This is a genomic window from Flavobacteriales bacterium, assembly GCA_016713875.1.
Taxonomy (GTDB): domain Bacteria; phylum Bacteroidota; class Bacteroidia; order Flavobacteriales_F; family PHOS-HE28; genus PHOS-HE28.
The window spans coordinates 756,902-782,417 of sequence record JADJOI010000003.1 but is presented as its reverse complement, the minus strand read 5'-3'; the positions used below and the strand labels follow the sequence as shown (position 1 = coordinate 782,417).

The 25,516-nt window shown below is 66.4% G+C and carries 18 protein-coding genes and 3 tRNA genes; 11 read left to right on the top strand and 10 right to left on the bottom strand.

All coding sequences use genetic code 11. The annotated features are described in order from the left end of the window. The first annotated feature begins 1 nt into the window (after window position 1). The 5 genes from IPJ87_04725 (at window position 2) to IPJ87_04705 (ending at window position 5,374) form a co-directional block, all read left to right on the top strand. Window positions 2-1,003, top strand: coding sequence for a VWA domain-containing protein (locus tag IPJ87_04725; GenBank protein ID MBK7941165.1), 1,002 nt, complete (start codon window positions 2-4; stop codon window positions 1,001-1,003). 240 nt (window positions 1,004-1,243) lie between these two features. Next, window positions 1,244-2,137, top strand: a complete 894-nt coding sequence (locus tag IPJ87_04720) for a VWA domain-containing protein (protein ID MBK7941164.1) — start codon at window positions 1,244-1,246, stop codon at window positions 2,135-2,137. Next, on the top strand, window positions 2,134-2,883 hold the full coding sequence (locus IPJ87_04715; GenBank protein MBK7941163.1) for a tetratricopeptide repeat protein: 750 nt from the start codon (window positions 2,134-2,136) through the stop codon (window positions 2,881-2,883). The genes IPJ87_04720 and IPJ87_04715 overlap by 4 nt, the downstream gene beginning before the upstream one ends. After that, window positions 2,883-4,619, top strand: coding sequence for a protein BatD (locus tag IPJ87_04710; protein ID MBK7941162.1), 1,737 nt, complete (start codon window positions 2,883-2,885; stop codon window positions 4,617-4,619). The genes IPJ87_04715 and IPJ87_04710 overlap by 1 nt, the downstream gene beginning before the upstream one ends. Before the next feature lie 2 nt (window positions 4,620-4,621). Beyond that, window positions 4,622-5,374 (top strand): tetratricopeptide repeat protein, encoded by a 753-nt coding sequence (locus tag IPJ87_04705; GenBank protein MBK7941161.1) that lies wholly within the window; start codon window positions 4,622-4,624, stop codon window positions 5,372-5,374. Window positions 5,375-5,546: 172 nt separating this feature from the next. On the opposite strand, the gene IPJ87_04700 is transcribed toward IPJ87_04705, so the two are convergent. The 4 genes from IPJ87_04700 to IPJ87_04685 form a co-directional block, all read right to left on the bottom strand. Further along, window positions 5,547-8,735 carry a right-handed parallel beta-helix repeat-containing protein gene (locus IPJ87_04700; GenBank protein MBK7941160.1) on the bottom strand — a complete coding sequence of 1,063 codons (3,189 nt, stop codon included), beginning with the start codon at window positions 8,733-8,735 and terminating at the stop codon, window positions 5,547-5,549. Between the two features lie 264 nt (window positions 8,736-8,999). After that, window positions 9,000-9,073: transfer RNA gene (locus tag IPJ87_04695), tRNA-Arg, on the bottom strand. A gap of 318 nt (window positions 9,074-9,391) precedes the next feature. After that, window positions 9,392-9,466 (bottom strand) — tRNA-Pro (locus tag IPJ87_04690). Between the two features lie 346 nt (window positions 9,467-9,812). Continuing rightward, window positions 9,813-9,905 (bottom strand) — tRNA-Ser (locus IPJ87_04685). A 108-nt stretch (window positions 9,906-10,013) separates the two neighbouring features. Between IPJ87_04685 and IPJ87_04680 the strand changes: the two genes are divergently transcribed. The 6 genes from IPJ87_04680 (at window position 10,014) to IPJ87_04655 (ending at window position 13,542) form a co-directional block, all read left to right on the top strand. Continuing rightward, window positions 10,014-11,192 (top strand): acetyl-CoA C-acyltransferase, encoded by a 1,179-nt coding sequence (locus IPJ87_04680; protein ID MBK7941159.1) that lies wholly within the window; start codon window positions 10,014-10,016, stop codon window positions 11,190-11,192. A gap of 92 nt (window positions 11,193-11,284) precedes the next feature. After that, the gene (locus IPJ87_04675) at window positions 11,285-12,046 is read left to right on the top strand and encodes a C40 family peptidase (protein MBK7941158.1); all 762 of its coding nucleotides are present in this window, start codon (window positions 11,285-11,287) and stop codon (window positions 12,044-12,046) included. Window positions 12,047-12,093: 47 nt separating this feature from the next. Next, the gene (locus tag IPJ87_04670; GenBank protein ID MBK7941157.1) at window positions 12,094-12,351 is read left to right on the top strand and encodes a hypothetical protein; all 258 of its coding nucleotides are present in this window, start codon (window positions 12,094-12,096) and stop codon (window positions 12,349-12,351) included. 21 nt (window positions 12,352-12,372) lie between these two features. Further along, window positions 12,373-12,573, top strand: a complete 201-nt coding sequence (locus IPJ87_04665) for a hypothetical protein (protein ID MBK7941156.1) — start codon at window positions 12,373-12,375, stop codon at window positions 12,571-12,573. A gap of 186 nt (window positions 12,574-12,759) precedes the next feature. Continuing rightward, window positions 12,760-12,942, top strand: coding sequence for a PIN domain-containing protein (locus tag IPJ87_04660; GenBank protein ID MBK7941155.1), 183 nt, complete (start codon window positions 12,760-12,762; stop codon window positions 12,940-12,942). A gap of 183 nt (window positions 12,943-13,125) precedes the next feature. After that, window positions 13,126-13,542, top strand: a complete 417-nt coding sequence (locus tag IPJ87_04655) for a hypothetical protein (GenBank protein MBK7941154.1) — start codon at window positions 13,126-13,128, stop codon at window positions 13,540-13,542. A 104-nt stretch (window positions 13,543-13,646) separates the two neighbouring features. Here IPJ87_04655 and IPJ87_04650 read toward each other — a convergent pair whose 3' ends face one another. The 6 genes from IPJ87_04650 to IPJ87_04625 all read right to left on the bottom strand — a co-directional run bounded on the left by IPJ87_04650 (window position 13,647) and on the right by IPJ87_04625 (window position 25,423). Further along, the gene (locus IPJ87_04650) at window positions 13,647-16,034 is read right to left on the bottom strand and encodes a TonB-dependent receptor (GenBank protein ID MBK7941153.1); all 2,388 of its coding nucleotides are present in this window, start codon (window positions 16,032-16,034) and stop codon (window positions 13,647-13,649) included. A 28-nt stretch (window positions 16,035-16,062) separates the two neighbouring features. Then, complete coding sequence (locus IPJ87_04645; GenBank protein ID MBK7941152.1) at window positions 16,063-16,725, bottom strand: hypothetical protein; 663 nt, start codon at window positions 16,723-16,725, stop codon at window positions 16,063-16,065. Between the two features lie 125 nt (window positions 16,726-16,850). Beyond that, complete coding sequence (locus IPJ87_04640) at window positions 16,851-18,803, bottom strand: hypothetical protein (protein MBK7941151.1); 1,953 nt, start codon at window positions 18,801-18,803, stop codon at window positions 16,851-16,853. A gap of 79 nt (window positions 18,804-18,882) precedes the next feature. Further along, the gene (locus tag IPJ87_04635) at window positions 18,883-19,854 is read right to left on the bottom strand and encodes a FecR domain-containing protein (protein ID MBK7941150.1); all 972 of its coding nucleotides are present in this window, start codon (window positions 19,852-19,854) and stop codon (window positions 18,883-18,885) included. 37 nt (window positions 19,855-19,891) lie between these two features. After that, a complete protein-coding gene (locus IPJ87_04630; GenBank protein MBK7941149.1) occupies window positions 19,892-20,458 on the bottom strand; it encodes an RNA polymerase sigma-70 factor in 567 nt (188 codons plus the stop codon). A gap of 33 nt (window positions 20,459-20,491) precedes the next feature. Continuing rightward, window positions 20,492-25,423, bottom strand: a complete 4,932-nt coding sequence (locus IPJ87_04625) for a gliding motility-associated C-terminal domain-containing protein (protein MBK7941148.1) — start codon at window positions 25,421-25,423, stop codon at window positions 20,492-20,494. Between the last annotated feature and the right edge of the window lie 93 nt (window positions 25,424-25,516).

Here is a 25,516-nt window from a genome sequence, read left to right as displayed (position 1 = left end):
CATGCTGCAACGCTTCGAGCCGGCGAAGCCCGGTCTCCGCTGGCTGTTGCTGCTGCTGCCGGTGATCGCCGCGGTGCACCTGTGGCGGCGCAACGCCCAGCGCGCCAGCCTCACCCTCAGCACCGCGCACGCCTTTCGCCGGCTGCCCACCGGATGGACCGTCCCGCTGCGGCACCTCCCCTTCGCCGCCTCGCTGCTCGGCCTGGGCCTGCTGCTCACCGCCCTCACCCGCCCGCAGAGCAGCGACGCATGGCAGGACGTGGAGACCGAGGGCATCGACATCGTGATGGCGGTGGACATCTCGGCGAGCATGCTGGCGCGGGACCTGAAGCCCGATCGCCTGGAGGCCGCCAAGCGCGTGGCCGCCGACTTCATCGACGCGCGGCCCAACGACCGCATCGGGCTCGTGGTGTACGAGGGCGAGGCCTTCACCCAGTGCCCGCTCACCAGCGACCATGACGTGCTGAAGGACCTCTTCAAGCAGGCGCGCTCCGGCCTGATCGATGGCGGCACCGCCGTGGGCATGGGCCTGGCCACCGCGGTGAACCGCCTCCGCGAGAGCGACGCCCGCAGCCGCGTGGTGATCCTGCTCACCGACGGGGTGAACAACGCCGGCACCGTGCAGCCCGAGGACGCCGCGCAGATCGCCGCCGAGCTGGGGGTGCGGATCTACACCATCGGCGTGGGCACGCGCGGCAAGGCGCTCAGCCCGGTGGCCATCTACCCCAACGGCCAGTACAAGTACGACCTGGTGGACGTGGAGATCGATGAGACCATGCTGGAGCGCGTCGCCACCCTCACCGGAGGCCGCTACTTCAGAGCCACTGACGAGAAGTCGCTCGCCCGCATCTATGCCGAGATCGACACGCTGGAGAAGACCCGCATCAAGGTGACCGAGCACAACCGCCGCAACGAGGAGTACTTCCCGTACGCGCTGGCCGGCGCCTGCCTGCTGCTCTTCGCCTTCGTCACCGACCGCCACCTGCTGCGCACCACGCCATGAACCGCCTTCGCCTCTGGCCCGCCCTGCTGACGGTGCTCCTGCTGGAGCTGCTGGTCGGTGGTGTGCTGGCCGCGCTCTGGTTCACCGTGCTGCAGGGCGAGCCCGCCTTCCGCCTCGGACGTCCGCAGATGCTGTGGGGGCTGGCGGTGGGGCCCGTGCTCGTGCTGCTCTTCGCCATCGACCTGTGGCGGCGCCGGCGCGGCCCTGCGGCGCTTCGCTCAGGCGCCCACGCTGCACCGCATGGCGCCCGCCGTCAGCTTCGGCCACGCCACGGTGCGCTTCCTGGCCTTCCGCCACGGCCTTGGCCTGGTGGCCCTGGCCCTCACCGCCCCCCAGTTCGGCACCCGCCTGGAGGAAGTGCGCGCCAAGGGCGTGGACGTGATGGTGGCCCTCGACGTGAGCAACAGCATGCTGTGCGAGGACCTGCGCCCGGACCGCATGGAAGCCGCGCGGCGCGCGCTGAGCCAGCTGGTGGACCGCCTGCGCGGCGACCGCCTGGGCATCGTGGTCTTCGCCGGGGAGGCCTTCGTGCAGCTGCCCCTCACCTCGGACAGGAGCGCCGCCAAGCTCTTCCTGGCCAGCCTCGGCCCCGACCTGGTGCCCACGCAGGGCACCGCCATCGGCGCTGCGATCGAGCTCGCCCGCAAAGGCTTTGGGGAAGAAGCGGCCGGCAGCCGCACCATCATCGTCATCACCGACGGCGAGAACCACGAGGACGACGCCGAAGGGGCCGCCCGTGCGGCCGCCGAGGCCGGCATCACCGTGCACGCCATCGGCATGGGCACCCCGCAGGGCGGTCCGCTGCCCATCAAGCGGCGCGGTCAGCTGATGGGCTTCCGCAAGGACAAGGACGGGTCCACCGTGGTGAGCCGGCTGAACGAGCCCATGCTGAAGGCCATCGCGGCGGAAGGAAAGGGCGCCTATGTGCGCGCCACGAGCGCATCGGCCGGCATCACCGAGCTGGTGGACGAACTTCGCACCATGGACCAGCGCGACATCGGCACCTACCGCTTCGCCGGCCATGAGGACCGCTTCCAGATCCCGCTGGCGGCCGGTTGCCTGCTGCTGGTGATCGGCATGCTGTGGCCCGAACGGCGTCGTGTCCGGAACAGCCTCATCGAACTCCGCCCATGAACCCGCGCATCCTCGTCCTCCTGCTGACCGTCGCGGCGACCGGGGCTTGCGCCCAGGAGCGCAAGGCCGATGCCGCCCTGAGCGAAGGCAACGCGCGCTACCGACAAGGCGACCATGCCGGTGCGGCCGCCGCCTATCAGCGCGCCGGCACCCTGGCCCCCGCCGATCTGAGACCCACCTTCAACCTGGGCGATGCGCTCTACCGCCAGGGCGACCCGGCCGCTGCACAACAGCAGTTCGAGCGCAGTGCGCAGGGATCGAGCGACCCGGCCGATCAGGCCCGCGCCTTCCACAACCTGGGCAACAGCCACTTGGCCCAACAGCGGCCCAAGGAGGCCATCGCCGCCTACCGGGAAGCGCTGCGCCGCGATCCCAGCGATGAGGACACCCGCTACAACCTCGCCTACGCTCAACGCATGCTGAAGCAGCAACAGCAGCAGCAGCAACAGAACAAGGATCAGCAGAAACAGGAGGATCAAGAGAAGAAGGAGCAGGACGAACAGCAGCAGGGCCAGGAGAAGAAGGAGCAGGAGCAGGATCAGCAGGAGAAGGAGCAACAACAGCAGAAGCCCGGCGAGCAGGGCCGGCAGGAACCGCAGCAGCAGTCCCAACAACCGCAGCGCATGAGCCGCGAGGAGGCGGAACGACTGCTGGACGCTCTGGACCGGCAGGAACGCGACGTGCAGGACAAGGTGCGTCAGAAGCTCCGTGTACCCGTGCGCGTACCCATCGAAAAGGACTGGTGATGATGCGACGCGTCGTTCCCCTCCTGCTGTCCGTGCTGGTCTGGCCGCTGCTCGTGGCCGCCCAGGAGATCACCTTCGACGCCCGTGTGGACCGCAGCACCTTCGAGGTGGGCGCGTCGATCCGCCTCACCATCACGCTGGCCAACGCACAGGGCAGCTTCTCCAACCCTGATCTGGGCGGTCTCACCGTGGTGCAGGGGCCCTTCGAGAGCAGCAGCTTCAACTACGTGAACGGACGGATGAGCAGCACAGTGAGCCGCACCTATGTGATCACCGCGACACGACCGGGCAGCTACACCATCGGTCCTGCATCCGCCCGTGTGGGCGGTGGCACCCTGCAGACCCAGCCCATCACCGTGAAGGTGGAGAAAGGCTCCGGCGCCACCAGCGACCGGCTGCTCAACGATGGCCAGCAACGCGACCGTGACCTATTCGTCACCATCAGCCTCAGCAAGTCCAAGGTGCATGTGGGCGAACAGGTGGTGGCGACTTACACGCTCTTCTCGCGCTACCCCAATCTGGAGTTGAGCAAGTACGACCTGCCTGCGTTGAACGGCTTCTGGGCCGAGGAGATCGACCAAGGCGAGACCACCTGGGAGGACCAGTTGCGCACGGTGAACGGCCTGCAGTACCGTGTGGCCGTGCTGAAGAAGCAGCTCCTCTTCCCGCAGCGCGCCGGCAGCCTGAAGATCGAACCGCTGCGCATCACCTGCGTCGTCAACCGCTCCTTCTTCAACCGCGGCAGTCAGGTGGAGGCCATGAGCAACGCCACCGAGCTCCAGGTGCTGCCCCTGCCGCCGAACGCCCCACCGGGCATGCAGGGCGCCGTGGGCACCTTCACCTTCTCCGGCGCGCTGGACCGCGACCAGTTGCGCGCCGATGAAGCGCTGGATCTCACCCTCACGGTGAACGGCAGCGGCAACCTGAAGCTGATCGAGGCGCCCGCGCTGGACCTGCCGCCGGACGTGGAGCGCTACGACCCGAAGATCAACGACCGGATCGGCATCAGCGGAAGCGGGATGAGCGGCACCCGCAGCTTCACCTACCTGCTGATCCCCCGACACGCCGGTGACCTGGTGCTGGGCCCCTTCGAGCTTTCCTACTTCGACGCAGAGGCCGATGCGTACCGCACCGTGCAGGCCGGTCCGTTCACCGTGCGCGTGGCCCCGGGCAACGGCGGTGGGCAGGCCCAGTTGTTACGCCCCAGCAAGGCCGACGTGGAGGTGCTGGATACCGACATCCGCTTCCTGCGCACCGGCGACCTGGACCTGCGCCCGGCGGGCCATCACCTGCTCGGCTCCTGGGCCTGGTGGTCGGGCATGGTGGCCCCGGTGCTGGCCTTCGCGGTGTTCGCGGTGTGGCGCCGGCGCGAGGACCGGTTGGCGGCCGACCCGGCGGGCCGCCGCCGCCGCGAGGCCGACAAGGTGGCGCGGCGTCGCTTCAAGGATGCGCACGACGCCTTGCAGCGCGATGCCCGAGAGCCCTTCTACACCGCGATGAACAAAGCGCTGCACGGCTACCTCGCCGACCGCTTCGGGCTGGGTGCCGCCGAGCTGAACGCGGCCGCCCTTGAAAGCGCCCTCGGCGAGCGGCCCGATGCCGCTGCGCTCGCCCGCCAAGCCACGGACCTCATCGCCACCTGCGACATGGCGCGCTACGCCCCGCTGGAGGTGAAGCCCCGGCAGGCCCTGTACGAGGAGGCCATCACCCTGGTGCAACGCCTCGAACGCCCCTGACCATGCGCACCATCGCCCTCGCCTTCTGCCTGTTTCCCGGTATCGCTCCGGCCATGGACCGCACCACGGCCGACACCCTCGTGGGCCGCGCCACGGTGGCCTACACGCTCGGTGACCACGCCGGTGCGCTCGCCCTGTTCGACTCCGTGTACCAGCACTGGCGCAGCGCAGGCCTGGCCTATGCCATCGGCAACTGCCACTTCAAATTGGACCATGTGCCCGAGGCCCTCGTGTACTATGAGCGGGCCCTGTTGCTCGAGCCCGGAGCGGAGGACGTGAAGGCGAACCTGGAACTGGCCCGGCAGCGGACCATGGACCGCGTGAACGAGCTGCCGGCCTTCCGGCTGGGCGGCACGTGGGAGCGCTATCTCGGTGGTCGTGATGTGGACCAGTGGGCCCGACGCGCGCTCTGGGGCTGGAGCCTGGCCTTCGTGATCGCCGCGCTCGCCCTCCTCCTGCGTGGGGGGCTCAGGACAGCTGGACTTGCCCTCGCCGCCGCGAGCGCGGTCTTCTCGTTGATGGCCGTGGGCCTCGCCGCGCGCAGGCTTCGCGCCGTGGAGCACCCGGCGGCGGCCATCGTGATGCAGCCGCGGGTGGATGTGCGCAGCGAACCGCGTGACGGGTCCACCACACTGTTCATGCTGCATTCGGGCACCAAGGTGAGCCTCGGAACCGAGCGTTCCGGATGGGTGGAGGTGACGCTCGCCAACGGCAACGTGGGCTGGATGCCCGCCGCTTCGCTGCAAGCCATCTGAGAACCTGTTTGCAATACCCCCTTTTGAAGCGAGCGCTGAGGATTTGGCGACCAGACGAGACGCGAGAATAGGAGCATAGCCGGAGCTACGTGACTGTTCTCGCGGCGAAGTATGGTCGTTAAAGACCAACGCGCAGCCAAATGCGGGTATTGCAAACAGGTTCTGAGCCACCTTACGGCAGCTGCGCCACACGCACCGCCGTGGGCACCGTGCCGCCCACCGTGGTCAGGATGTGGTCGCGGTCATTTCCGCTCCCGACGTACTTCACGATGCCGTCCAGGTTGACGTCCTCGATGCGGTAGCCGCTCACCGTGGCCGTCGGCACCGTGCTGCCCACCGCCACCAGCACCGGGTCGCGGTCGTTGGACGAGCCGGTGTAGCTCACCGTGCCATTTCGCGACACATCGCCCGCCCAAAGGGCCCGCACGCTGCCGTTCACCCGCATGGCGTTGGTTCCGTAAAGCCCAACACTGGTCAGCGTGAAGTCCATCACCTGGCCGTTCGAGCTGATGGTGCTGTTCACCATGGCCGACAGGTGGTTCCGATGGCGGATGACCAGCCGCTTGCCCACCGTGGTGGTGCTGAAGGTCACCTGCGTGCCTCCGCTGGCATCCACCACGTTGCCGTCGGCACGGAGCAAGGCCGCCCGGCGTTCGGCCACCGAGTAGGAGGCGTCCGCGTTCCGCAGCTCCAGCACCACCCAGTCCACCACCGCCGTGCTGCCCGTGGCGTTCCAGACGCTGGAAGCAGCGGTCGCACCCGGATTGGCCACCGTGATCCCCAGTGCGGTATAGGGCTCGGCCTGCGGAAGCACTCCTTGGGTGCGCAAGGTGGTGGCCATGGTGCCGGCCGTGTAGTTCATCGGTCCGTCGAGGAAGACCTTGGCGCCGACCGTGCCGGTGGTGCCGCCCGTGGTGCTGGTGCGGTATACCACCTTGGAGGTGTACGGCTGCAGCGTGACGGTCGAGGCCTGCACGGTGCCGGTGACGTCCTTCCACGTGCCGCTGAGGGTGAAGGTCTGTGCCGTCGCCTGCTCGTTCACCAGCAGCTTGTGCTCCACTGTGGGGTCCACGGCCGCCACGTTCACGCGGTGCAGCTGCACGTTGTCCATATAGTACAGCGGCTCCGTGTAGTGGTTCAGGAAGCGCACCAGCGCCTGATCCGTCAGGTTGCTCTGGAAGTAGAACTCCACCTCGCGCCGCTCCGGACTGAAGGGGAAGCCCCGACCGTAGATCTGGTTCGCGCTGGTCATCTGCGACATGCCCTTCACCCCGGCGTACACCTCACCGTGGGCGGTGCTCTGCAGGCTGAAGCGCATCCGGTACCACTGGCCGTTCGTCATGGCGAACTGGTCCGGGTTCTGGATGCTGTACTCCCAATAGACGCTGTTGTTGGGGATGTAGGCCTTCAGGCAGCCATTGTCCAGCCGGGTGATGTCGTGGGTGGCCGTGGCGTTGGTGGGCCAGCCGCCCCAACCGGTCACGTTGCTGGTGAAGGTGCCGTTGACCACCAGGTTGCCCGTGAGCTCGGCGGTGGTGCTCCACGCGTTCTGGCGGAGCGGACTGCGCATGGAGGTCGCGTCCTCCGCCCGCTCGGTCTGCCAGCGCTCCAGCGTGAAGAACTTCCGCACCCCACCGCTGGTGTTGAACAGCTCGACGCTCAGCTCATTGAAGGGGTTGTAGTAGTAGTTGTTGCTGAAGGCCCCGTAGTCCACCCAGCTGTTGGCGTTGTAAACGTGCAGCTGGCTCATGCACAACTGGTCCTTGGTGAGGCAGTACATCGTGTTGCCGGAGTACACCGTGTTGAAGGCAGGCACATGGTAGGGGGCGGTCGCGCCGGGGCCGTTGTAGTTGCTGTAGTCCGAGATGGAGAGCTGGACCCCGTTGTTGTACAGCACGTTGTCCTTGATCTGGTTGCCCGTGCTCACCATGGTATGATCCACATGGATGCCGCTGCTGGCGCAGTTGGCCACGGTGTTCTTCTCGATCAGGGTGTTCTTGATGCTGATGTTGCCGAAATAGATGCCGTGGCAGATGGGGAAAAAGCTGGTGTGCTCCGGCGCGACGCTTTCGGTGTTGCCCACCATGTTCATCACCAGGTTGTTCCGCATGATGAGACCATCCGCATTGTCGATCGCGATGCCGCCGCCGTCGTTCAGGATCGCCAGGGGCTGGGTCACCACGTTGCGCTCGATCAGGGCGTTCTGCTCGATCACCATCCCGATGTAGCCGACGTTGGTGACGATGTTGTCCGAGAAGACCATGCCACTGCCCGTGGAGCGGATGCCGAAGTAGCCCCAGTTGCTCTCCCCAAGCCCGGGCTGCAGGGCCACGTCCGCGATGGAACAGTTGGTGAACGTGCTGTTGTCGTCCAGGAGCAGCACCGCCGTGCCATACGTGCGGGTGATGGTGAGGTGATGGAAGTTCTGCTGCGAACCCGTGCTGCGGATGGTCTGGTAGGTGTCGCTGAACGAGCAATTGGCCACTTCGACGTTGTAGGTGCCGCTCATGCGCAGGGAGGCGTCCGTGTGATGCTTGAACTGGATGTTCTGGATGCGCCAGTTGTTGCGCTGCCAGCCCATGTAGATGCCGTTGTCCAGCACGGCCGCCTCCACCAGGTTGCTGTTCGGGTTGGCGTTGGACGGGCACCACATGTACAGCTTGTCCGTGGCCTTGTCGTAGAACCACTCGCCGGCGGCATCCAGCAGGCTGAGCTTGTTCCGCAGGAAGTAGCCCCATTGCTGGGCACCCATGGTGTTGCCCGTGCTCGTGTGCGTGAGCGTGGTGCCCGTGTGCGCGGTCACGCGTGCGGTGTCATAGCTCCAGTTGGTGGTCCGCAGCACCATCGTGGCCCCGGTGAAATAGCCGCTGCCTTGAGTGAGGGCGGCGTCCACGGTGCTCGTGCTCGCCGCATTGTCCGTGCGCAGCCAGCCCGTGTTCGGGTAGCGCGCCAGGTTCTGCAGGGTGCCGTTGAAGTACACGTACTTCACATCCTGGCTCACGGTGGCCTGCCAGATGTTGCCGCTGTACACCGTCCATCCGGTAACGGCCACGCTTCCTGCGATCACCGGATCGGCGCCGGTACCGTAGGCGCCCACCACCATCGGATTGCCGGACACCCCGCTGTCGGAGATGGTGAGCTTGCCGCGGTATACGCCGCCCCGTTGGAAGAGGACCTGGTCGCCGGCGTTCAGAGCCGTGCCGAGCTGATTGACCCGGTCGATCGTGCGCCAGGCGGAGGTGGTGGACGTTCCTGCGCTGGCGTCGTTGCCGGTCGGCGATACGTAGTAGGTGACGGCCCATGCTTCCGCGGAGAGGACGATGGCGATCGCCGTGGCGATCGAGGTCAGGGTGGTGCGCATGGGTTCCGGCGGGTTCTTGGTGGCGCGAAATTGCCCACCAGCCTCCATCGGTACGCCCCTGAAAGGCCCTCAGGATCTAACAATTCGACCAGTCACCCCTGACACCCGACCGACGCGGATGACGCCCTGCCGAGCGCGTCCACGTACAGCCCGGAAAAGCGGCTGGATCGGGTGGAACGACCGCGTCCGCACCGATCCAGGTGCAGCCAGGGCAGGTCGAGAACAGGCGACCTTCGGGCACCGGCAAGCCGGCCAGGTCTGCTGCGATCCCGGTTGGATTCGAACCAACGACCACCTGCTTAGAAGGCAGGTGCTCTATCCAACTGAGCTACGGGATCGGATCGTGCAAAGGTGGCGAACGCAGGCTGGCCGGTCGTTGTGCGCCTCCATTCCATCCAGGTTCCCCGGAGGAACCGCGCCGGGCCATCCCGGTAGGAGCCGAACCAACGGCCGGGGGCCGTCTCCCAGGTCGCCGAGGCGTTCGAGACTGGGGTATTCGACAAGCCAGGTCGGGCAGCGATCCGAGAGAACCGAAGAGGGGCTGCCTTTTTGAGACAGCCCCATCCCTTGTCGGGATGGTGGATCGCCCGCTGCGCGGGCCATCATGGAGGGGGCGTTACAAGAACGATCCCGCCGCGAGGCGGGATCATCCCTTGTCGGGGTGGTGTGATTCGAACACACGACCCCCTGGTCCCAAACCAGGTGCGCTAACCGGGCTGCGCTACACCCCGAGGGGCGCCAAAGGTAGCCGCCCATGCCCTCCCGGGCAGGAATGGCGTGAAAAAGCCGAAAGAGCTCGGCCGGACGGGCCATCTTGAGAGTGGCCACTCATCGAGCCAGCAGGCAGGCTGCCGTACACCTTCGTCCGCTCGGCCGAGCACGCTCGCCTCGCCGCACCGAATAAGAACGCCCCACTTGCGCGGGGCGGTTTGGCGGAGAGGGGGGGGGCTGCGCATCCCGTTCGGGGAGGCTTCAAGCCGCGCCCGTTGCGCAAGCTGGTGTTCGTCCCGGTCCGCTCGGCCGAGCAAGCTCGTCCCGCTGCCCGGAACGAACGCGCCCCGCTTGCGCGGGGCGGCTTGGCGGAGAGGGGGGGATTCGAACCCCCGGTACCAGTAAACCCAGTACGGCAGTTTAGCAAACTGCTGGTTTAAGCCACTCACCCACCTCTCCAGGTGGTTCCTAACGACACCCGGCCGGGACCGGGGCGGCAAAGATAGAAGCCCATCCCGATCCACCACGACCCCCGGTTACCTTTGCCGCCCCAAACGAATCCCATCCATGGCCCGCGAAGTCGTCATCGTTTCCGCAGTACGCACCCCCATCGGCAGCTTCGGCGGCGCCTTGGCCGATGTGCCCGCCACCCAGCTGGGCGCCACCGCCGTGAAGGCCGCGGTGGAAAAGGCCGGCATCAAGCCCGAGGACGTGAACGAGGTGATCATGGGCAGCGTGCTCCAGGCCAACCTCGGCCAGGCCCCCGCCCGCCAGGCCGCCCGCTTCGCCGGATTGCCCAACGAGGTGGCCTGCACCACCGTGAACAAGGTGTGCGCCAGTGGCATGAAGGCCATCATGATGGCCGCCCAGGACATCCTGCTCGGCGACGCCGAGATCGTGGTGGCCGGTGGCATGGAAAGCATGAGCCAGACCCCCTACTATGTGGAGAAGGGCCGCTACGGCCACCGCTACGGCCACGGCCAGTTGGTCGATGGCATCGTGAAGGACGGCCTCACCGACGTGTACCACCAGACCGCCATGGGTGTGAGCGCCGAGCTCTGCGCCAAGGAGCACGGCATCAGCCGCGAGGAGCAGGACGCCTTCGCCATCGAGAGCTACACGCGCAGCGCCGCCGCCTGGGCCGCCGGCAAGTTCAAGGAGGAGGTGGTGCCTGTGACCGTGAAGGGCCGCAAGGGCGACTTGGTGGTGAGCGAGGACGAGGAGTACAAGAACGTGAGCTTCGACAAGATCCCTGGCCTGAAGCCCGTGTTCCAGAAGGACGGCACAGTGACCGCCGCGAACGCCAGCACCATCAACGACGGTGCGGCCGCACTCGTGCTCATGAGCGCGGACAAGGCCAAGGCCCTCGGCCTGAAGCCGCTGGCCCGGATCCTGAGCTACGCCGATGCCGAGCAGGCCCCCGAGTGGTTCACCACCACCCCCGCCAAGGCCCTGCCCCGCGCCGTGGAGAAGGCCGGCCTGAAGATGAGCGACCTCCAGTTCGTGGAACTGAACGAGGCCTTCAGCGTGGTGGGCATCGCCAACACCAAGCTCATGGGCCTGGACCCCGCCAAGGTGAACGTGAACGGCGGCGCGGTGAGCTTGGGCCACCCCCTGGGCTGCAGCGGCGCTCGGATCATCGTGACGCTCGTGAACGTGCTGCGCCAGAACGGAGCGAAGTATGGCGGCGCCGGCATCTGCAACGGTGGCGGTGGCGCGAGCGCGATGGTGATCGAAGCGCTCTGACCTACGGGCCCACGTTGCGTGTTGGGGCGTTACGTGTTGCGCGTTGAAGACGCCCCAACACGTGACGCGCAATAACCCAACAAGCAACGCCCATGCCCTCCGTCATCTGCCCCCTGTCCATCGTCCCGGTCCGCAAGGACCCGAGCGACCGCGCCGAGATGGTGACCCAATGGCTTTTCGGTGAAACGGCCGAGGTGCTGGAGCGCACGGAGAAATGGAGCCGCCTCTGCTTCGACCACGACGGGTACGAAGGCTGGGTGGATAACAAGCAGCTCCTTCCCTGCGACAAGCCCAACACCGAGCCCGACCTGCGGGTGATCGACACCACATCCATCGTCGACCTGGGCGAACGGCAGGTGATGCTACCGTACGGAGCGGTCCTCCCCTTCTTCAAGGAGGCGAGCATCCTGTTCCAAGGCCATCGCGTACCGGTGAACGCCGTGACCAACACCCTCGACGGCAGCGGCGACCGCGGCGAACTGGTGGAGACCTACATGCACCCTTTCCTGGGCGCGCCTTACCTCTGGGGCGGACGCACGCCGTGGGGCGTGGACTGCAGCGGCTTCACCCAGGCCCTCTTCATGTTCATGGGCATCTACCTGCCGCGCGATGCCCACCAGCAGGCCGAGGAGGGCGACCCGGTGGAGTTCGTGGAGCTCGCGGAGCCCGGCGACCTGGCCTTCTTCGACAACGAGGACGGGCGCATCATCCATGTGGGCATCGTGCTCAGCGACCGGCGTATCGTGCACGCCAGTGGCCGCGTGCGGATCGATGCGCTCGATCAACAGGGCATCTTCAACGGCGAGGAGAAGCGATACACGCACAAGCTCCGCCTGGTGAAACGTGTGGCGTGATCCGACCGATCACACATCCCGACCACTCCAACACGGAACCCGTTCCCATGAAGCGCATCCTCCTCCCCCTCCTTCTGTCGGCCGTCACCGCGATCGACCTTTCCGCCCAACAGTTCAAGGTCATCACCATCGTGGAGAGCATCATCCCCATGGGCATCGTCCTCACCCGCAACGACGACGATGAGCTGCGCATCATCCACACCAGCGGCCGCGTGCGGATCGACAAGCTCGATGAGCAAGGCATCTTCAACGCCGAGGAGGCGCGCTACACGCACAAGCTGAAGGCGATGCGAAGGGTTCTGTAGCGCTTGGGTTAGCGTCGCCTCATGCCCAGGCCGAAGACCACGAAGCGACCCGCTGCCCGCAAGGCCAAAACGCCCAAGTCGAAGCCGCCCCGCAGCGGCAGGCTCAAGCAAGCCGCACAACGCCCCAAGGGCAAGGTCTTCAGCAACCGGAGCCTCTTCGGCGCTTTGCCTGGCATGAGCGCCTGGGCATTCCCCCTGCTGAAAGAGCTCCGTGATGAGTGACTCCGCGCTTGTCGCTGATACGAGCGCGCTCATCCTGTTCATGGAAGGCCATGCACCTTCGGGGAGGGTGCTGTTCGATGCCGAAGTGCATATCTCAGTGGTCACCGAGATCGAACGGCGCACCATGAGCCGGCTGAGATCCGCCTCGGAGGAGGTCATCCGCCAAACGCTCTCGCCCTCTGGGACATGAGCAGCTCCATCAAGGACCAATGCATCCGCCTCCGCAGCGAGTACCGGATGAAACTCGCCGATGCTTTGATCGGTGCCACCGCCATCTCGCTGGGACTTCCGTTGATCACGGCCGACAAGGGCTTCAAGCGCTTGGACCATGAACTGCACGTAATCGTGCTAGACCCGACAACCAAGTAGGCAGGCCGAACCGAGTCGAGCACATCGCCTGGAGCTGCACCGGACAACGCCGAGGAGGCGCGCTACACGCACAAGCTGAAGGCGATGCGAAGGGTGCTGTGAGCACACGGCGCCTTTGACGGCCGCGGCGATCGCCATCCAAGGCATCGTGCCTATGTTAGGGCCCACCAATACCAGTTGCCGATGCGCGACGCGATGCTGATCATCCACTTCCTGGGCCTGGCGATGGGCCTGGGCACTTCATTCGCGATGCTCTTCCTGGGCATCGCGAGCCGGAACATGGAGCCGGCCAAGGGCCAGGAGTTCATGCTGAACGCCACCCTGCTGGGCCGCATGGGGCATTGGGGGCTGGTGCTCTTGCTGCTCTCCGGTGGATACCTGATGACGCCTTACTGGAGCACCTTGGGCAGCAGCCCCCTGCTGATCGCGAAGCTGCTGCTGTACGTGGCGCTGGCCGGGATGGTGGGCCTGCTCACGGGCCTGACGCGCAAAGCCCGCAGCGGGCGAACCGAGGTGCTGCCCCGCGCGGTGCTGCTTGGCAGGCTGGTCATGCTCACGAGCCTGGCCATCGTGGTGCTCGCCGTGAGCATGTTCCACTAAGGGCTCCACAGCGACGATCGACCTAGGCGCATCCAACCAGCGAGCCGGGCAAGGTGGAGGCGTGATCGCACCGAGTGCGATCCCTAGGGGCGATCGCCCCACAATCAGAACCGCAGCGTGTACTGGAGCACCGGCAGGATGGCCAGCTGGTCCACGCTCCGGATCGTTCGGGTGCGTTGGTCGTAATACTCCTGCACCGGGGTGCGGGCATTGAGCACGTTCTGCACATCGACCTTCAGTTCGTGGCTCACCTTCGCCCGCCCGATGCGGTAGGCCAGCACCATGTCCACCTTGTGGATGGGTCGGCCCTTCACGCCCATGGCCGGTGAGCCTTCCTGCTGTTGGCCGGCCACGATGCTGGCCTCCAGGTCGATCGGGGTGCGCCATTGCCCGCCCTGCACGCTGTAGCGGACACCGGTGAGGATCACCTTGTCCTTGGTGGCCGACACCTTCCATTCCTTGCCGGCGAGCACGTTCCCGACGACACCGAGGCCGAAGCGTGCGTTGTACCAGGTGCCGTCCATGGCCCTGTAGCGGCTCTCGAACACGGTGGCCGTGGCCAGGGCATGCCAGCCCCGGGTGAAGAACTTCTCCACGCTCACCTCGGCCCCCATGTTGCGGCCGATGCCTTCATTGACCAGGTCCTTCGTGGTGTACCACGCCTCGCTGTTGCCCAGCCAGAAGGCACTGCCCACGCGATCCTCCACGGGCTGTTCGTAGAGATATTGGTAGTACAGTTCCGCCTTCACCTGCACGTCCTCCGCCAGATGCTGCTCATACCCCAGCACCGCGTGGGCGGCCTTGGAGAAGCGCAGGTCCCGGTTGGGCTGGGTCCGTTCACCTTCGGCATCGGTGCTCCAGGCCAGGTGGTCCATGAGGCTCATCCGGCGGCCATGGAGCCCTCCCCCCACGGTGAAAGCCCGTGCAGGGCTCTGCTGGTACCGAACGGCCGCTCGGGGTTCCACGCTGGTGCGGCCGGTGAGGCCGAAGTGCAGCACATGCACTCCGCTGGTGAGGCTCCAGGCCTCGCTCCACCGCCATTTCCAGCTCGCGAAGGCCTGCACGGTGGTGGCCGCGCCCCGCTGGTCCAGCTCCACGTTCATCCGGTCCTGCTCCCGGTCGTAACTGTTGGCGTACATCCGGAACCGGTCCAGCGATACGATGATCCCCGTCCGCAGCCGGTGCGCCGACGAGATCCGGGTGTTGAGCGTACTGGCGGCGCGGATGGTCCAGCGGGCCAGGTCATCCTCATGCCGGAGCTCCAACGGGGTCTCCCCCATCGACCCGGCCTCGTTGTACACCGTTCCGCTTCCGTTCCCGCTCAGGCTCACGGTGCTGTACAGGTAGTTGTGGTCGCCCATGGAGGCGGTGTGCGTCACGGCCACCACGCCCACGCGCGACCCGAAGGTGCTCTCCGCGAACAAGGTGTCGCCCGTGACGCCTTCATCGCGCTGCCGGATGCTGCTGCGTCCGCCGACGCCGAACACCGTGAAGGTGCCCGCCTTCGTCCGGGGGAACTTCAGCTTGAACGCGGCATCGGTGTAGTTGGGCACACCCTGGTAGTCCACGATGCCCGCAGCGTCCAGCAATGAGAGGGTGCTGTACCGGTAGTTGGCCAGGTACGAACCGCCCTTCAACCCGGGCAGCGGCCCCTCGGTGGTGAGGTCCGTGCCGAGCACGCCCACCTTGAACGTGTGTTCGCGCCGCCTGTCGTTGCCATCGCGCAGCCGCATGTCGAACACGGCGCTCGTCACGTTGCCGTATTCAGCGGAGAAGGCCCCCGTGTAGAACTCGCTGTTGGCGACCACATCGCTGTTGAGCACGTTGATGGGCCCACCGGTGCTGCCATCATCGGCGAAGTGATTCGGGTTCGGGACCTCCATCCCCTCCAGGCGCCAGAGGACACCGGTCGGCGAGTTGCCCCGTACGATGATCGTGTTGTTCCCCGTGGGATCGTTGGCCACGCCGGGGAACACGCTCACCATGCGCGCGGGATCGTTGATGCCGCCCGCGATGCGCGAGGTCTCCTCCACAGAGATCATCCGGGCGCTCAGCATCGCCATGTCGTTGCGCACCTCGCCGCGGCGCCTGTCATCGTTCACCACCACCTCCTGCAAGCGGTTGAGCGCTTCCTGCAAACGGACCTCGAGCACGAGTTCCTTGGCGCTGTTCACCAGCAGGTTCGCGAGGGTCTGTTCGGTGTAGCCGAGCATGAACACGCGCAGGGTGATCCGCCCCACCGGGGCGTGGTCCAGGACGAATCGACCCTCCTGGTCCGTGGTGGTGGCCATCGGCGTAGTGGCACCTTCGAGCACGATGTTCACACCGACCAAGGGAAGCTGGGTGTCGGCGTCCACCACGGTGCCGCGCACGGCCTGGGTCCGTTGTTGCGCCGCCGCCGGAGCGACGAGCATCACAAGGTTCAGCAGAAGAAGCGCTCCGCGGATGATCGGACGCAGGTGGTTCAGGGCGATCAAGGCTTGCATCGGCATGGGCTTGAAGTCGGTTCCGGAGCGTTGTTCAGAAGCGACCGAGCTTGAGGCTGAGCCCCGCATTGATCCCATGCAGCGCGTCCTTGGCCGTGGCGGGCAGGTCCAGGTCGGTGGTGTAGCGGTAGCTGACGCCCAACCCGATGCGCACGAACCGGATCATGCTGATCTCGAGATCGATGCCGGGCTCCACCACGAAGAAGGCCTGCGCATCATCCCAGTGATACTGATGCTCGAGATCCTGCACCGGTGGCATGAAGGTCTCATACCCGCCCCCGCCAGCGCCGATGAGGATGGGCAGGCTGATGTGCACCGGCGAGCGGTAGGCGATCACCGGTTCGAGCAAGAGACCGCCATAGCCCATGCGGAAGCGGCTGGGCTTGCGGATCACGTGCCCGGCCTCGACCAGCTGCAGGTCGTAGTCCGCGTTCAGGATGTCGGTCACCGCACCCTTGCCCGCGAGACCGATGGTGAAGCGATGATCGATGATCCACCCGGCGCGGAGCCCCACGAGCATCACGTCCTGATCCAACATGCGCGTGTACGCGGCCTCCGGAGCGGCCCAGCCACCGTGATGCATCGGCCGCTCTCCTCCCAGCAGGGTGCGCGCCGGACGGTCATCCGGTTGTTGGGCGTGCGCGGCGTGGGCGATCAGGAGCGGAGCGAGGAACAAAGGGAGAAGCGGGCATCGCATGGTCGTTCGTCTTGTTTGCCCTGTGACAGCGCACCCGCGGAAAACCCCTATCCGATGGATGGAACGTTCCGTCACAGGCGGGCAAGTGGCGCTGCTACCCACGGCCAGTGACCTGAGGGGAGGGCTCAGAACACCACGCCGGCCGAGGCCTTCCAGCCCACCCACAGGCCGATCAAGGCTTCATCGCTCTCCTCGTTCAGGAGGGCCGATGCGGGGGCCAGCGCACTGCGATAGGCCCCGGTGTCGGCATCGCGCCAGGTCGTCACCAAGGCGCTGAGCACGGGACCAGCACCCACATGGAAGCGCTTGGCGAAGCGCACGCCGGGGCTGAGGCTGAACCGGCCGACCAGATTGAGCGCGTCCACCCACGCCTCCTGCTCCACCACCTGCTCGGCGGTGAGGTCGATATCGAGGACGAAGCGCTCCCCCAGGCGGGCTTCCGAACCGATGCCGTACAACACGCTCCAACGCCGGTCGGCGGTCACCGGTGGCGAACCACCGAGGATATTGTGGAAACCACGGGTACCGGTGCGCACCTGCAGGCTCAACGGCATCACATCGCCCGTCACGAGCTCGATCCGGTGAAAGCCCTTGAGCGAGATGGTGAGCAACCCCACGGCGCCGTCGCCCAGCGAGTCGCTCAGGTTCACGATGCCGACCTGGGCTCCGTCGACCGTGCGCGCCAGGTTGACGGCGCCGACCTGCGCTCCGCCCGCCCGGCCGGGCACGATGTTGGCGCCGAAACTGAACTGACCGCGCGCGACCTGCTGCGCATAGTTGAGCGCGAAGCCCACTTGGCCACCGCTCACCTCGCCCGGAGCCACGTTGACCCCGAAGCTGAACTGCCCGCCGCTCACCTGCCGGGCGTAGTTGGCGGCGAAGCCCACCTGCCCGCCACCCACTTCACCCAAGGCCACGTTCACCCCGGCGCACACCTGTCCGCCGCGCACGCCCCGGGCATAGTTGACCACACCGGCGACCTGGGCCTTGTTCACCACACCATGCGCGAGGTTCACGCCACCGGTCACCTGCACGCCGTCCAGGTCGCCCAGGGCCACGTTGCCCGCACCGCTCACCTGCACACCGGTCATGCCGCGCTTCACCACGTTGACACCGCCGGCCAGCTGCACCCCGGCGAGCGTGTCCCACACCGTGTTCGCCAATCCGGCCAGCTGAAGGCCCTCCAGCGAACGCATGCCATGATTGATGGCGCCACCGATCTGCACACCACGCGTGCGGCCGCCGACGAGGTTCGCGAGCCCGCCCACTTGAAGGCCCTTCATGTCGCGGCTGAGGAGGTTCACCGCACCACCGACCTCCACGCCCTGCACGCCGCGCGCGTAGCCGCCCAGAAGGTTCACCGAGATCCTGTTCACCGTGGAAGCGGCCACCGCGCCATTGGTGCTGACGCTAGGAACGACGGAGAGCTGAATGCCCCGCACGCGGTCCAGCCCCAGGTTGGCGGCCTGTTCCATCCGCTCGTCCGACACCAACAGGCGGGCCACGCCCAGGTCCTCCACGCCGCACCGCTCGAACGAACAGATGGGGTCCATGCGCTCCAGTGCGGGAAGCCGCTGCACCCGGATCCGTCCGGCATCAGTGCCTCGATCCACGTACACGATCGTGTCCCGGTATCCGGTGCGTGCGATGCGTAACGGGATCCGCTCCACTTCGGCCACAAGGGTGATGCGGAACAGCCCCTGTTCATCCGTGTTCGTCAACGCACCGTGGCGCACATCCAGCACGGTGGCCCGTGCGATGCCCATGCCGCCGACCGCGTCCACCACCGTTCCCGCACAGGTGAACGGCTGTTTGCGTCCGGCCTCGCCGGTGATGATGAGGTGCGAACCGCTCACGCTCCATCGCACTCCCTGGGGCAGCAGCCTGCGCAACACCCGGCCCACCACCTCCTGGTCCGCCCGCAGCACCACTACGCTGTCCGCCGGCACCGCGGCCGCATCGTAGCTCAGCTTGAACCCGCCCTCCTTGGCCAGCAGTTCCAAAGCGCGCGAAAGACGTACGCCGTCGGCCTCGATGCTCACGCGTCGTTCGAGCAGGGGCTGCGCCTGCAGCGCCAAGGCGAATCCGCAGGGGACCAGGACGCAAAGGAGCCGTTCGATCCCGCTCCTCCTCCGCGAGCCGCGATCCGCCACACCATCAGCACCCATCACCCTGCACGAGGTAAGTGCCATCGGCCGCTCGCTCCACGTCCAGCCCGAAGGTGCCTGCGATCACCTCCAGGATGCTGTCGATCGGCTCGTCGTCGAACTCGGCGGTGAGACGGCACGCAGCGACGCGATCGTTCATCAGCATGATCCGCACCCCGTGCGACCGTTCGAGATGGGCGGCCACCTGATCGAGCGAGGCGTTCTCGAAGTGAAGCACCCGCACGCCCCATGACTCCGCCGGAGGCGCAGGCCTCCGCTCCAGCACATGACCGCCGCGGTGGTACACCGCATGTTCGTGTGCGCCTAGCACCAACGATGCTCCATCCGCCTCCACACGCACCCGGCCACTGCGCACGCGCACCGTGATGAGCATGGCCGTATCGTGCGCGCTGACCTCGAACGCCGTGCCCAACACCGTCACGTCCAGATCACCGGCCTCCACGATGAAGGGGCGCTGCTCATCGCGACGGACCTCGAAGTAGGCGCTGCCCTGAAGCTGCACTTCACGCCGCTCGCCCATGCGTTCCCGCATCCGGGAGCCGGGAGCCAGCACGCAGCGGCTCGAATCGGCCAGCAGCACCTGGACGACCTCGACCCTGGCGAGGTGCTCGATCGGCGTCGGGCGCGCGAACCAGCGCACGGCGAAGACGAGCCCCGTCAGCACCGCTGCTGCGGCCATCCAGCGCCAGAGGCGACCGCCGGCGATCCCGCGCACCCTGCCGCGGCCTTCCGCTGCGGAGATGCGCGCCTCCAGGCGCTGCCAGGCGAGGTCCACATCCGGTCCGTCCATGGTGGTGGCCTCACCACCCAGGTCCCACACCACGCGCATGCGCTCCAGTTCGCGGGCGTTCTCCGGCGCTGCGGCGCACCAGTCCTCCACCGCACGCCGCTGGGCGTCGTCCGCCTCGCCCATGAGGTAGCGGGCCAGCAGGTCGCTATCGATGGACGGGTCCGGGGTCATGTGTTCATGGATGTGACGATCATGATGCTCATTCCCCCTATCCGGATCCTTCGCCCAGCCAGAACAACCAGGGCAGCAGCGGGACGAGGTCGGCCAGTTCCGCCCGCAGGGTCTTCAGGGCGCTGCCCATCTGGTTCTCCACCGTCTTCACCGAGATGCCCAGTCGCTCCGCGATCTCCTGATACTTCAATCCCTCATAGCGGCTCAGCTTGAACACCCTGCGGCGTTCCTCGGGCAGCGCCTCGATGGCGGCCTGCACACGGGCGATCCGCTCGGCATGCTCATCCTCCGTCCGTTCCTCCTGCTGACCTCGGTCGTCGCGGTCCTCGTTCAGGGCCCGCACCCGGGCGCCCGTCTTCACGGCACTGAGGCACCGGTTACGCACCGAGGCGTAGAGATAGGCCTTCACACTGGTGGTGATGTGGAGCTTCTCCCGGTCCAGCCAGAGGCGGAAGAACAGGTCCTGCACCAGGTCCTCGGCCTGGTCCGCGTCCTTCACATAGCCCCGAGCGAAGGCGCACAGCGGCCCATAGTGCAGGCGGAAGAGCGCCTCGAAGGCGGCGCGGTCACCGGCGGCGACCGGTACGACTTCCGCGGGGAGCATGGGCCGGCAAGTTAGCCGGGCGCTGTCGGACGCTCACCGCAGCAGCGTGATGTGCCCCGTCCTGGCGATCGGCTCACCGCTCTCCCTTCGCTGCTCCACGATGTAGAAGTAGGTACCGTCCGGTACCGGGGTTCCCGTGCGGAAGTGCGTCCCATCCCAACCCATGCGCCCGAGGACGCCCTCATGCACCACCGCTCCGAACCGGTCCAGGATACGCACCTCCACCTGCTGCCCGCCCACACCGATGAGGTGCCAATGGTCGTTGATGCCATCACCGTTGGGACTGAACACCGTGGGGGGCTCCCCTTCGCATTCGATCGTGAACACCTCCATGTCGTCCCATACCGTACAGCCATTGGCGTCCAACGCTTCCAGGCTGTACACCCCTGCGGCACCGACGATGATCGCGGTCGCGGTGCTTCCTGTGCTCCAGATCGGCGATGCGGCCCACGGCGGTGCGGTGAGCGTCACGAACAACCCCAGGCAGATCGTCGTGTCGGGTCCAAGGTCCATCGGTTGGGCTTCGACCACGGCCAGGGTCCACATCAACGTGTCCCCGACGCAGGGGCCGATGGCCGGCAGTACCTCGTACACACCACTGTCCGCCGATGAAGCGGCCGGCACGGACCAGACCGGCCCTGACCAACTGCTCCCTTGAGGGCCGGTCCATGTACCGGTGATCCCCGGACCACCCACCAGCTCCAAGGTGAACGGTTCACCCAGACACGCGGTCGTCGGGCCCACAAGGCTCGCCTGCATCGGCATCGGTGTGACGGACACTTGGACCTGCACGGTGGTGGTGCAACCATACTGCACCTGATCCACCGTGATCAAGAGGGAATCCACGGGCACGCCAAGGTCCAGGAGCGGTCCGACTCCAAGGAGCACCCCATCGGAGAACCAATTCAGGTACCCGCTGCCCTGGGCCGTCAACACCACGGCAGCTCCGGCGCAGACCTCCACGTCGTCCACCACCAAGGGGATGTCCGGCCACAGCAGATCCACGATGACCGTATCAGCCACGGCACAGCCTTGCATATCCAAAGCCGATGCGATCACCGCACCTTCAGCGCCGGTGATGAAGGAAGAGCCTTGGACCTGTCCGTTCCACAGGCCATCCACAGCCCACACGGGCAACGTGTACTCCACCACCTCACCCGGACAGATCGCCGTATCCGGACCCAACGAGAACGAGGCGGGGCCGAGCACCGTCAGCAGCACCGTGTCCACCGCGACACCGCAGGTGTTCATCCAGGTAGCGCTGTAGATCCCGGCATCGGACAACTGAACGGACGGAATGGACAGGCTGTCGCCTTGGAACGCACCGCCGGGTGTGACCCACAGCACGCTTCCGTCATCCGTGGGGCCGAACGTGAACAGGACCGGTTGCCCCAGGCAGACCGCTACGGGGGCATCGATGGCACCTCCCGGCACGGGCAGCACCACAGCCGTCACCGGGATCGGGGCCACGCCCCCGCACACGGTGTCCAGTGGTTGCACGAGAACGGTCGTGGTCGTGGTCAGTGCCGGCAACACCAGCTGCGGACCGGAACCCAGCAACGAATCGAGCCCCGGGTCGGCGTACCACAGGAAGGTGCCGGAGCCGGTCACGGTCAGGACGGCATCCGAGCCGGCGCACACGGTATCGCCGGTCGCCGTCGCCGGCGTGAACATGTGCTCGATCACCCACACCGTGTCCGAGGTCGCTGTGCAGCCGCTGGCATCAATGACGGTCAACACATAGGCCCCTGGTGCCGTGACGGTCAATTGCGCGCCGTAGACCGTGCCTGGCTCCCAGATATAGAGGGCCTGCCCCGGCGCGGCCTCCAACACCACGGGCGTGCCGGGGCACAACGGCACGGTGTCCGGTGCGAGCACGATGGCCTCGGGGACCCCGGCGACGACATCCACGCTCAGCACGGTGCTGATGCCACAGGCGGACACCGAGCACCCATAGGTACCGGGCTGATCGACCACCTGCACCAGGTTGTTCCCGGAGAGCGGAGCGTCCCAGATCAACGAGTTGTAGCCGGTGGTCACCACCTGCAAGGTGACCTCATCGTTCGGATCGCTCGCGCAGAGGACGCCGTCAGGGGTGACGTTGAGGAAGGGGGTGGCGTAGCCGGTGATCAGCACAGGGTCGGACGCCAGGAAGCAGCCCAGCGTGTCGATCATGGTCATGTAGTACTCACCAGGCACGCTCGTGTACACGAAGGGCAGTCCGTTGGGCTGTGGACCCATCGGACCGTACCAGATGTGATCCGTGCCGGGCACCGGGGTGCTGATGAGCGCGGAATCGCCAGGGCAGATCACGCCATCCGGAGGCAGGACCTGGAGCTCGGGTATCCCGGGGTTGACCAGGAACTTGTAGACCGTTTGGTTCGCCGAGCACCCGGTGGTCGTATCCACCGCTGTGGCTTGGAAGACGTGGAGCCCGGCCACCGATACCCACGCGGAATCGCCTTGAAGGCTCACCCCCCAGGAAGCGGTCACCGAGCTGCACCCCACGCACTGCATCGTCCACAGGACCGTGTCGCCTTCACAAGCGATCCCGGGGCCCGAGACGGCGAAGCTCAGCGGTACCGCAGGGTGGATGACGACGACCACCGAGTCGCCCGCGCTGAAGTACAAGGTATCCGGCACACAAGGGCCGTTGGTGAGCCGCCACTCGATCACGTGCGTGTGGACGCCGTTGCCGGTGGGGGTGAACTGTTCCGATCCCATCGTGAACGAGTAATTGGAGCCCCATGGACCTCCATTCACCCGCACAGCCAGGTCCATCCAGTCCGGTGGGGTGAACGGTACACCGTTCACCGACCAGGCGATGGTCCATCCCAGGTTGCCTTGCTCCTGCGGACAGAGCCACAACGTGTCCGCGCCATAGTCGATGGTGATCGTGGCATCGAGGGCGGGCAGACTGTCGCTCGGCCAGAGCTGCACGTGGAGGTGGTTCACGCTGCTGCAGCCCTCCACGGTGGTGGCCACGACCACATACCACCCGGTCGTGTCGGCCTGCACCGAGGTGCCGAGGGTGATGCTCGAATCGGCCGTGTTCGTCCAGACATAGTCCGCCCATGGCACCGGGTTCGCGACCCAGATCAGGGCCGTATCAGGTGAGCACAGAACAAGGTCCAGTGGATGGTAGGCGGCCGTGTTCACCACGACATCATCGGAGATCAACGGCTTGGGCGGAACGGGATCGACGATGACGTGGATGCTGTCCGTCCACACGATGCACCCATTGCGCCAACTGACCTGCACCCAATACCAGCCACTGGTGTTGACCACCGTATCCGGTCGAGTGCCTCCATCGGGCCACAGGATATCGACCTCAGGGCCCAAGGTGAGCAGGCCAGGCCAGGTGGTCCGCACCGGTATGCGGGTCGACAGGTGCGCCGTACCACAGACCCGGATGGAGTCCTGACAGTCGTAGTTGGACCAGATGCACGCGTCCAGCAGCGGGAACGCGCACACCGTGTCGTTCCTTATCCAGGCATCGTACGGCGAACGGCCCTCCACGAAGCCTTTGGCGATGAAGCCGTCCTTCAGTCCAACACTGACCAGGCCGACATAGGACCCCATCAAGCTGTCCTGGCAGGCCTGAATGGAATTGCCGTCCAGATCCCGGCCCTCTCCGATCGGCGGCGCCGTGGTGGGGAACGGTGAGTCGTCCGCAGGGAAGACCAGCCCGCGCTCGAACGAACCGCTGAACACCAGTGCCCCATCGGGCTGCAGGGTCATCTGGCCGGCCAGTTTCTCCTGGGACCCACCGAACTGTTGCGCATCGATCGGGGCGAGGCTGTCCAGGGTGAAGCGTTCGATGAACAGATCCTCATCACCCACCGCCAGGAAACGCCCGGCACCATGCACGGCGGCCTTCTCCGTCCAGCTGCACTCGAAATGCCCGAGCACCGCGATCGTGTCGTTGCGTTCCACCACACTGCGCGCACTGATGAGCTCATCGGAACCGCTGCGTGCATGACGCACGTACTGCCCCGCGGTATCCACCTCGAGGAGGTAGTACGCGTGGTCCGTGACGGACGCCACCATATCGGGCACGCTGTCCAGGAAGATCATCGTTCCCCGAAGGTCACCGGCGATCAACAGGTGCCCATCACCGGCCATCTGCATGTCGCGCACATGGTTGTACACCGCGCCACCGAACCGACGGAACCACACCTCGTTCCCGGCGGGATCGAGCTTCAGCAGGAACGACGCGTTGTACATGGCGTTTTCATGCACCTGGTCGAAGGCGATGGTGTCGCTGAACTGTCCGCACACATAGATCGCTCCCGCCGCATCCGTGGCCAGGTCGATCGCCCGGTCCGTGAACTCGGCGGCACCTTGCTGGAGCCAGAGCAGGTTGCCCTGCCCCGAATAGGAGGCCACCACGATGTCCATGCTGTGCACCATGGTCAGCGGCTCCAGGGTGCTCACCAGGGAAACACCGTCCCATGTGGCCGTGCCCTTGAACTCGCCGGCCAGCGTCACCTGGCCGGACGGTGCATAGCCCACCCCATAGGGTCGGTCGGCCCCGTCCGCGCCACCGCCATGCCGCACCCAGTTGGTCGCCCCGGTGGCTCCGTCGAGCTCAGCGATGAACATGTCCGGGGTGCCTCCTGCGCTCTGTACGGGGGTGCCCAGCACGTCCGCCTGACCCATGAACTCCCCCACGACCGCAAGCTCGCCCGCCGCGCTGAGCGCAAGCTTCACCCCTCGATCAATGCCGGGCCCGCCCCCCTGCCGCCACCAGATCAGCCCGCCGTTGGGATCGAGCTTCGCCACGAACAGGTCCGTGCCTCCCCCGGCCATGAAACCCTGGCCATCGAACACGATGACCCCGCTGAACTCCCCGGTGATGTATAGATGACCCGCGGCATCGCTCAGGATGTCCGCCACATGATCGTTCCCCGTTCCTCCCAGGCTCCAGGCCCAATGAGGCTGCGCCGTCATCGCGACGGACATCGTGAAGAACACCACAACAAGCCAGCACCGCTCGCATGTCCGAGCCATGGTCGTGGGGTTTACTCAAAGATATCCGAACGACCGATCCCGCTG

What these genes read in the sequence shown, in the direction of transcription:
- IPJ87_04725 (MBK7941165.1), top strand. Translation starts at nt 2, where the DNA reads ATGCTGCAACGCTTCGAGCCGGCGAAGCCCGGTCTCCGCTGGCTGTTG.
- IPJ87_04720 (MBK7941164.1), top strand. Translation starts at nt 1,244, where the DNA reads ATGGCGCCCGCCGTCAGCTTCGGCCACGCCACGGTGCGCTTCCTGGCC.
- IPJ87_04715 (MBK7941163.1), top strand. Translation starts at nt 2,134, where the DNA reads ATGAACCCGCGCATCCTCGTCCTCCTGCTGACCGTCGCGGCGACCGGG.
- IPJ87_04710 (MBK7941162.1), top strand. Translation starts at nt 2,883, where the DNA reads ATGATGCGACGCGTCGTTCCCCTCCTGCTGTCCGTGCTGGTCTGGCCG.
- IPJ87_04705 (MBK7941161.1), top strand. Translation starts at nt 4,622, where the DNA reads ATGCGCACCATCGCCCTCGCCTTCTGCCTGTTTCCCGGTATCGCTCCG.
- IPJ87_04700 (MBK7941160.1), bottom strand. Translation starts at nt 8,735, where the DNA reads ATGCGCACCACCCTGACCTCGATCGCCACGGCGATCGCCATCGTCCTC.
- IPJ87_04680 (MBK7941159.1), top strand. Translation starts at nt 10,014, where the DNA reads ATGGCCCGCGAAGTCGTCATCGTTTCCGCAGTACGCACCCCCATCGGC.
- IPJ87_04675 (MBK7941158.1), top strand. Translation starts at nt 11,285, where the DNA reads ATGCCCTCCGTCATCTGCCCCCTGTCCATCGTCCCGGTCCGCAAGGAC.
- IPJ87_04670 (MBK7941157.1), top strand. Translation starts at nt 12,094, where the DNA reads ATGAAGCGCATCCTCCTCCCCCTCCTTCTGTCGGCCGTCACCGCGATC.
- IPJ87_04665 (MBK7941156.1), top strand. Translation starts at nt 12,373, where the DNA reads ATGCCCAGGCCGAAGACCACGAAGCGACCCGCTGCCCGCAAGGCCAAA.
- IPJ87_04660 (MBK7941155.1), top strand. Translation starts at nt 12,760, where the DNA reads ATGAGCAGCTCCATCAAGGACCAATGCATCCGCCTCCGCAGCGAGTAC.
- IPJ87_04655 (MBK7941154.1), top strand. Translation starts at nt 13,126, where the DNA reads ATGCGCGACGCGATGCTGATCATCCACTTCCTGGGCCTGGCGATGGGC.
- IPJ87_04650 (MBK7941153.1), bottom strand. Translation starts at nt 16,034, where the DNA reads ATGCCGATGCAAGCCTTGATCGCCCTGAACCACCTGCGTCCGATCATC.
- IPJ87_04645 (MBK7941152.1), bottom strand. Translation starts at nt 16,725, where the DNA reads ATGCGATGCCCGCTTCTCCCTTTGTTCCTCGCTCCGCTCCTGATCGCC.
- IPJ87_04635 (MBK7941150.1), bottom strand. Translation starts at nt 19,854, where the DNA reads ATGACCCCGGACCCGTCCATCGATAGCGACCTGCTGGCCCGCTACCTC.
- IPJ87_04630 (MBK7941149.1), bottom strand. Translation starts at nt 20,458, where the DNA reads ATGCTCCCCGCGGAAGTCGTACCGGTCGCCGCCGGTGACCGCGCCGCC.
- IPJ87_04625 (MBK7941148.1), bottom strand. Translation starts at nt 25,423, where the DNA reads ATGTCCGTCGCGATGACGGCGCAGCCTCATTGGGCCTGGAGCCTGGGA.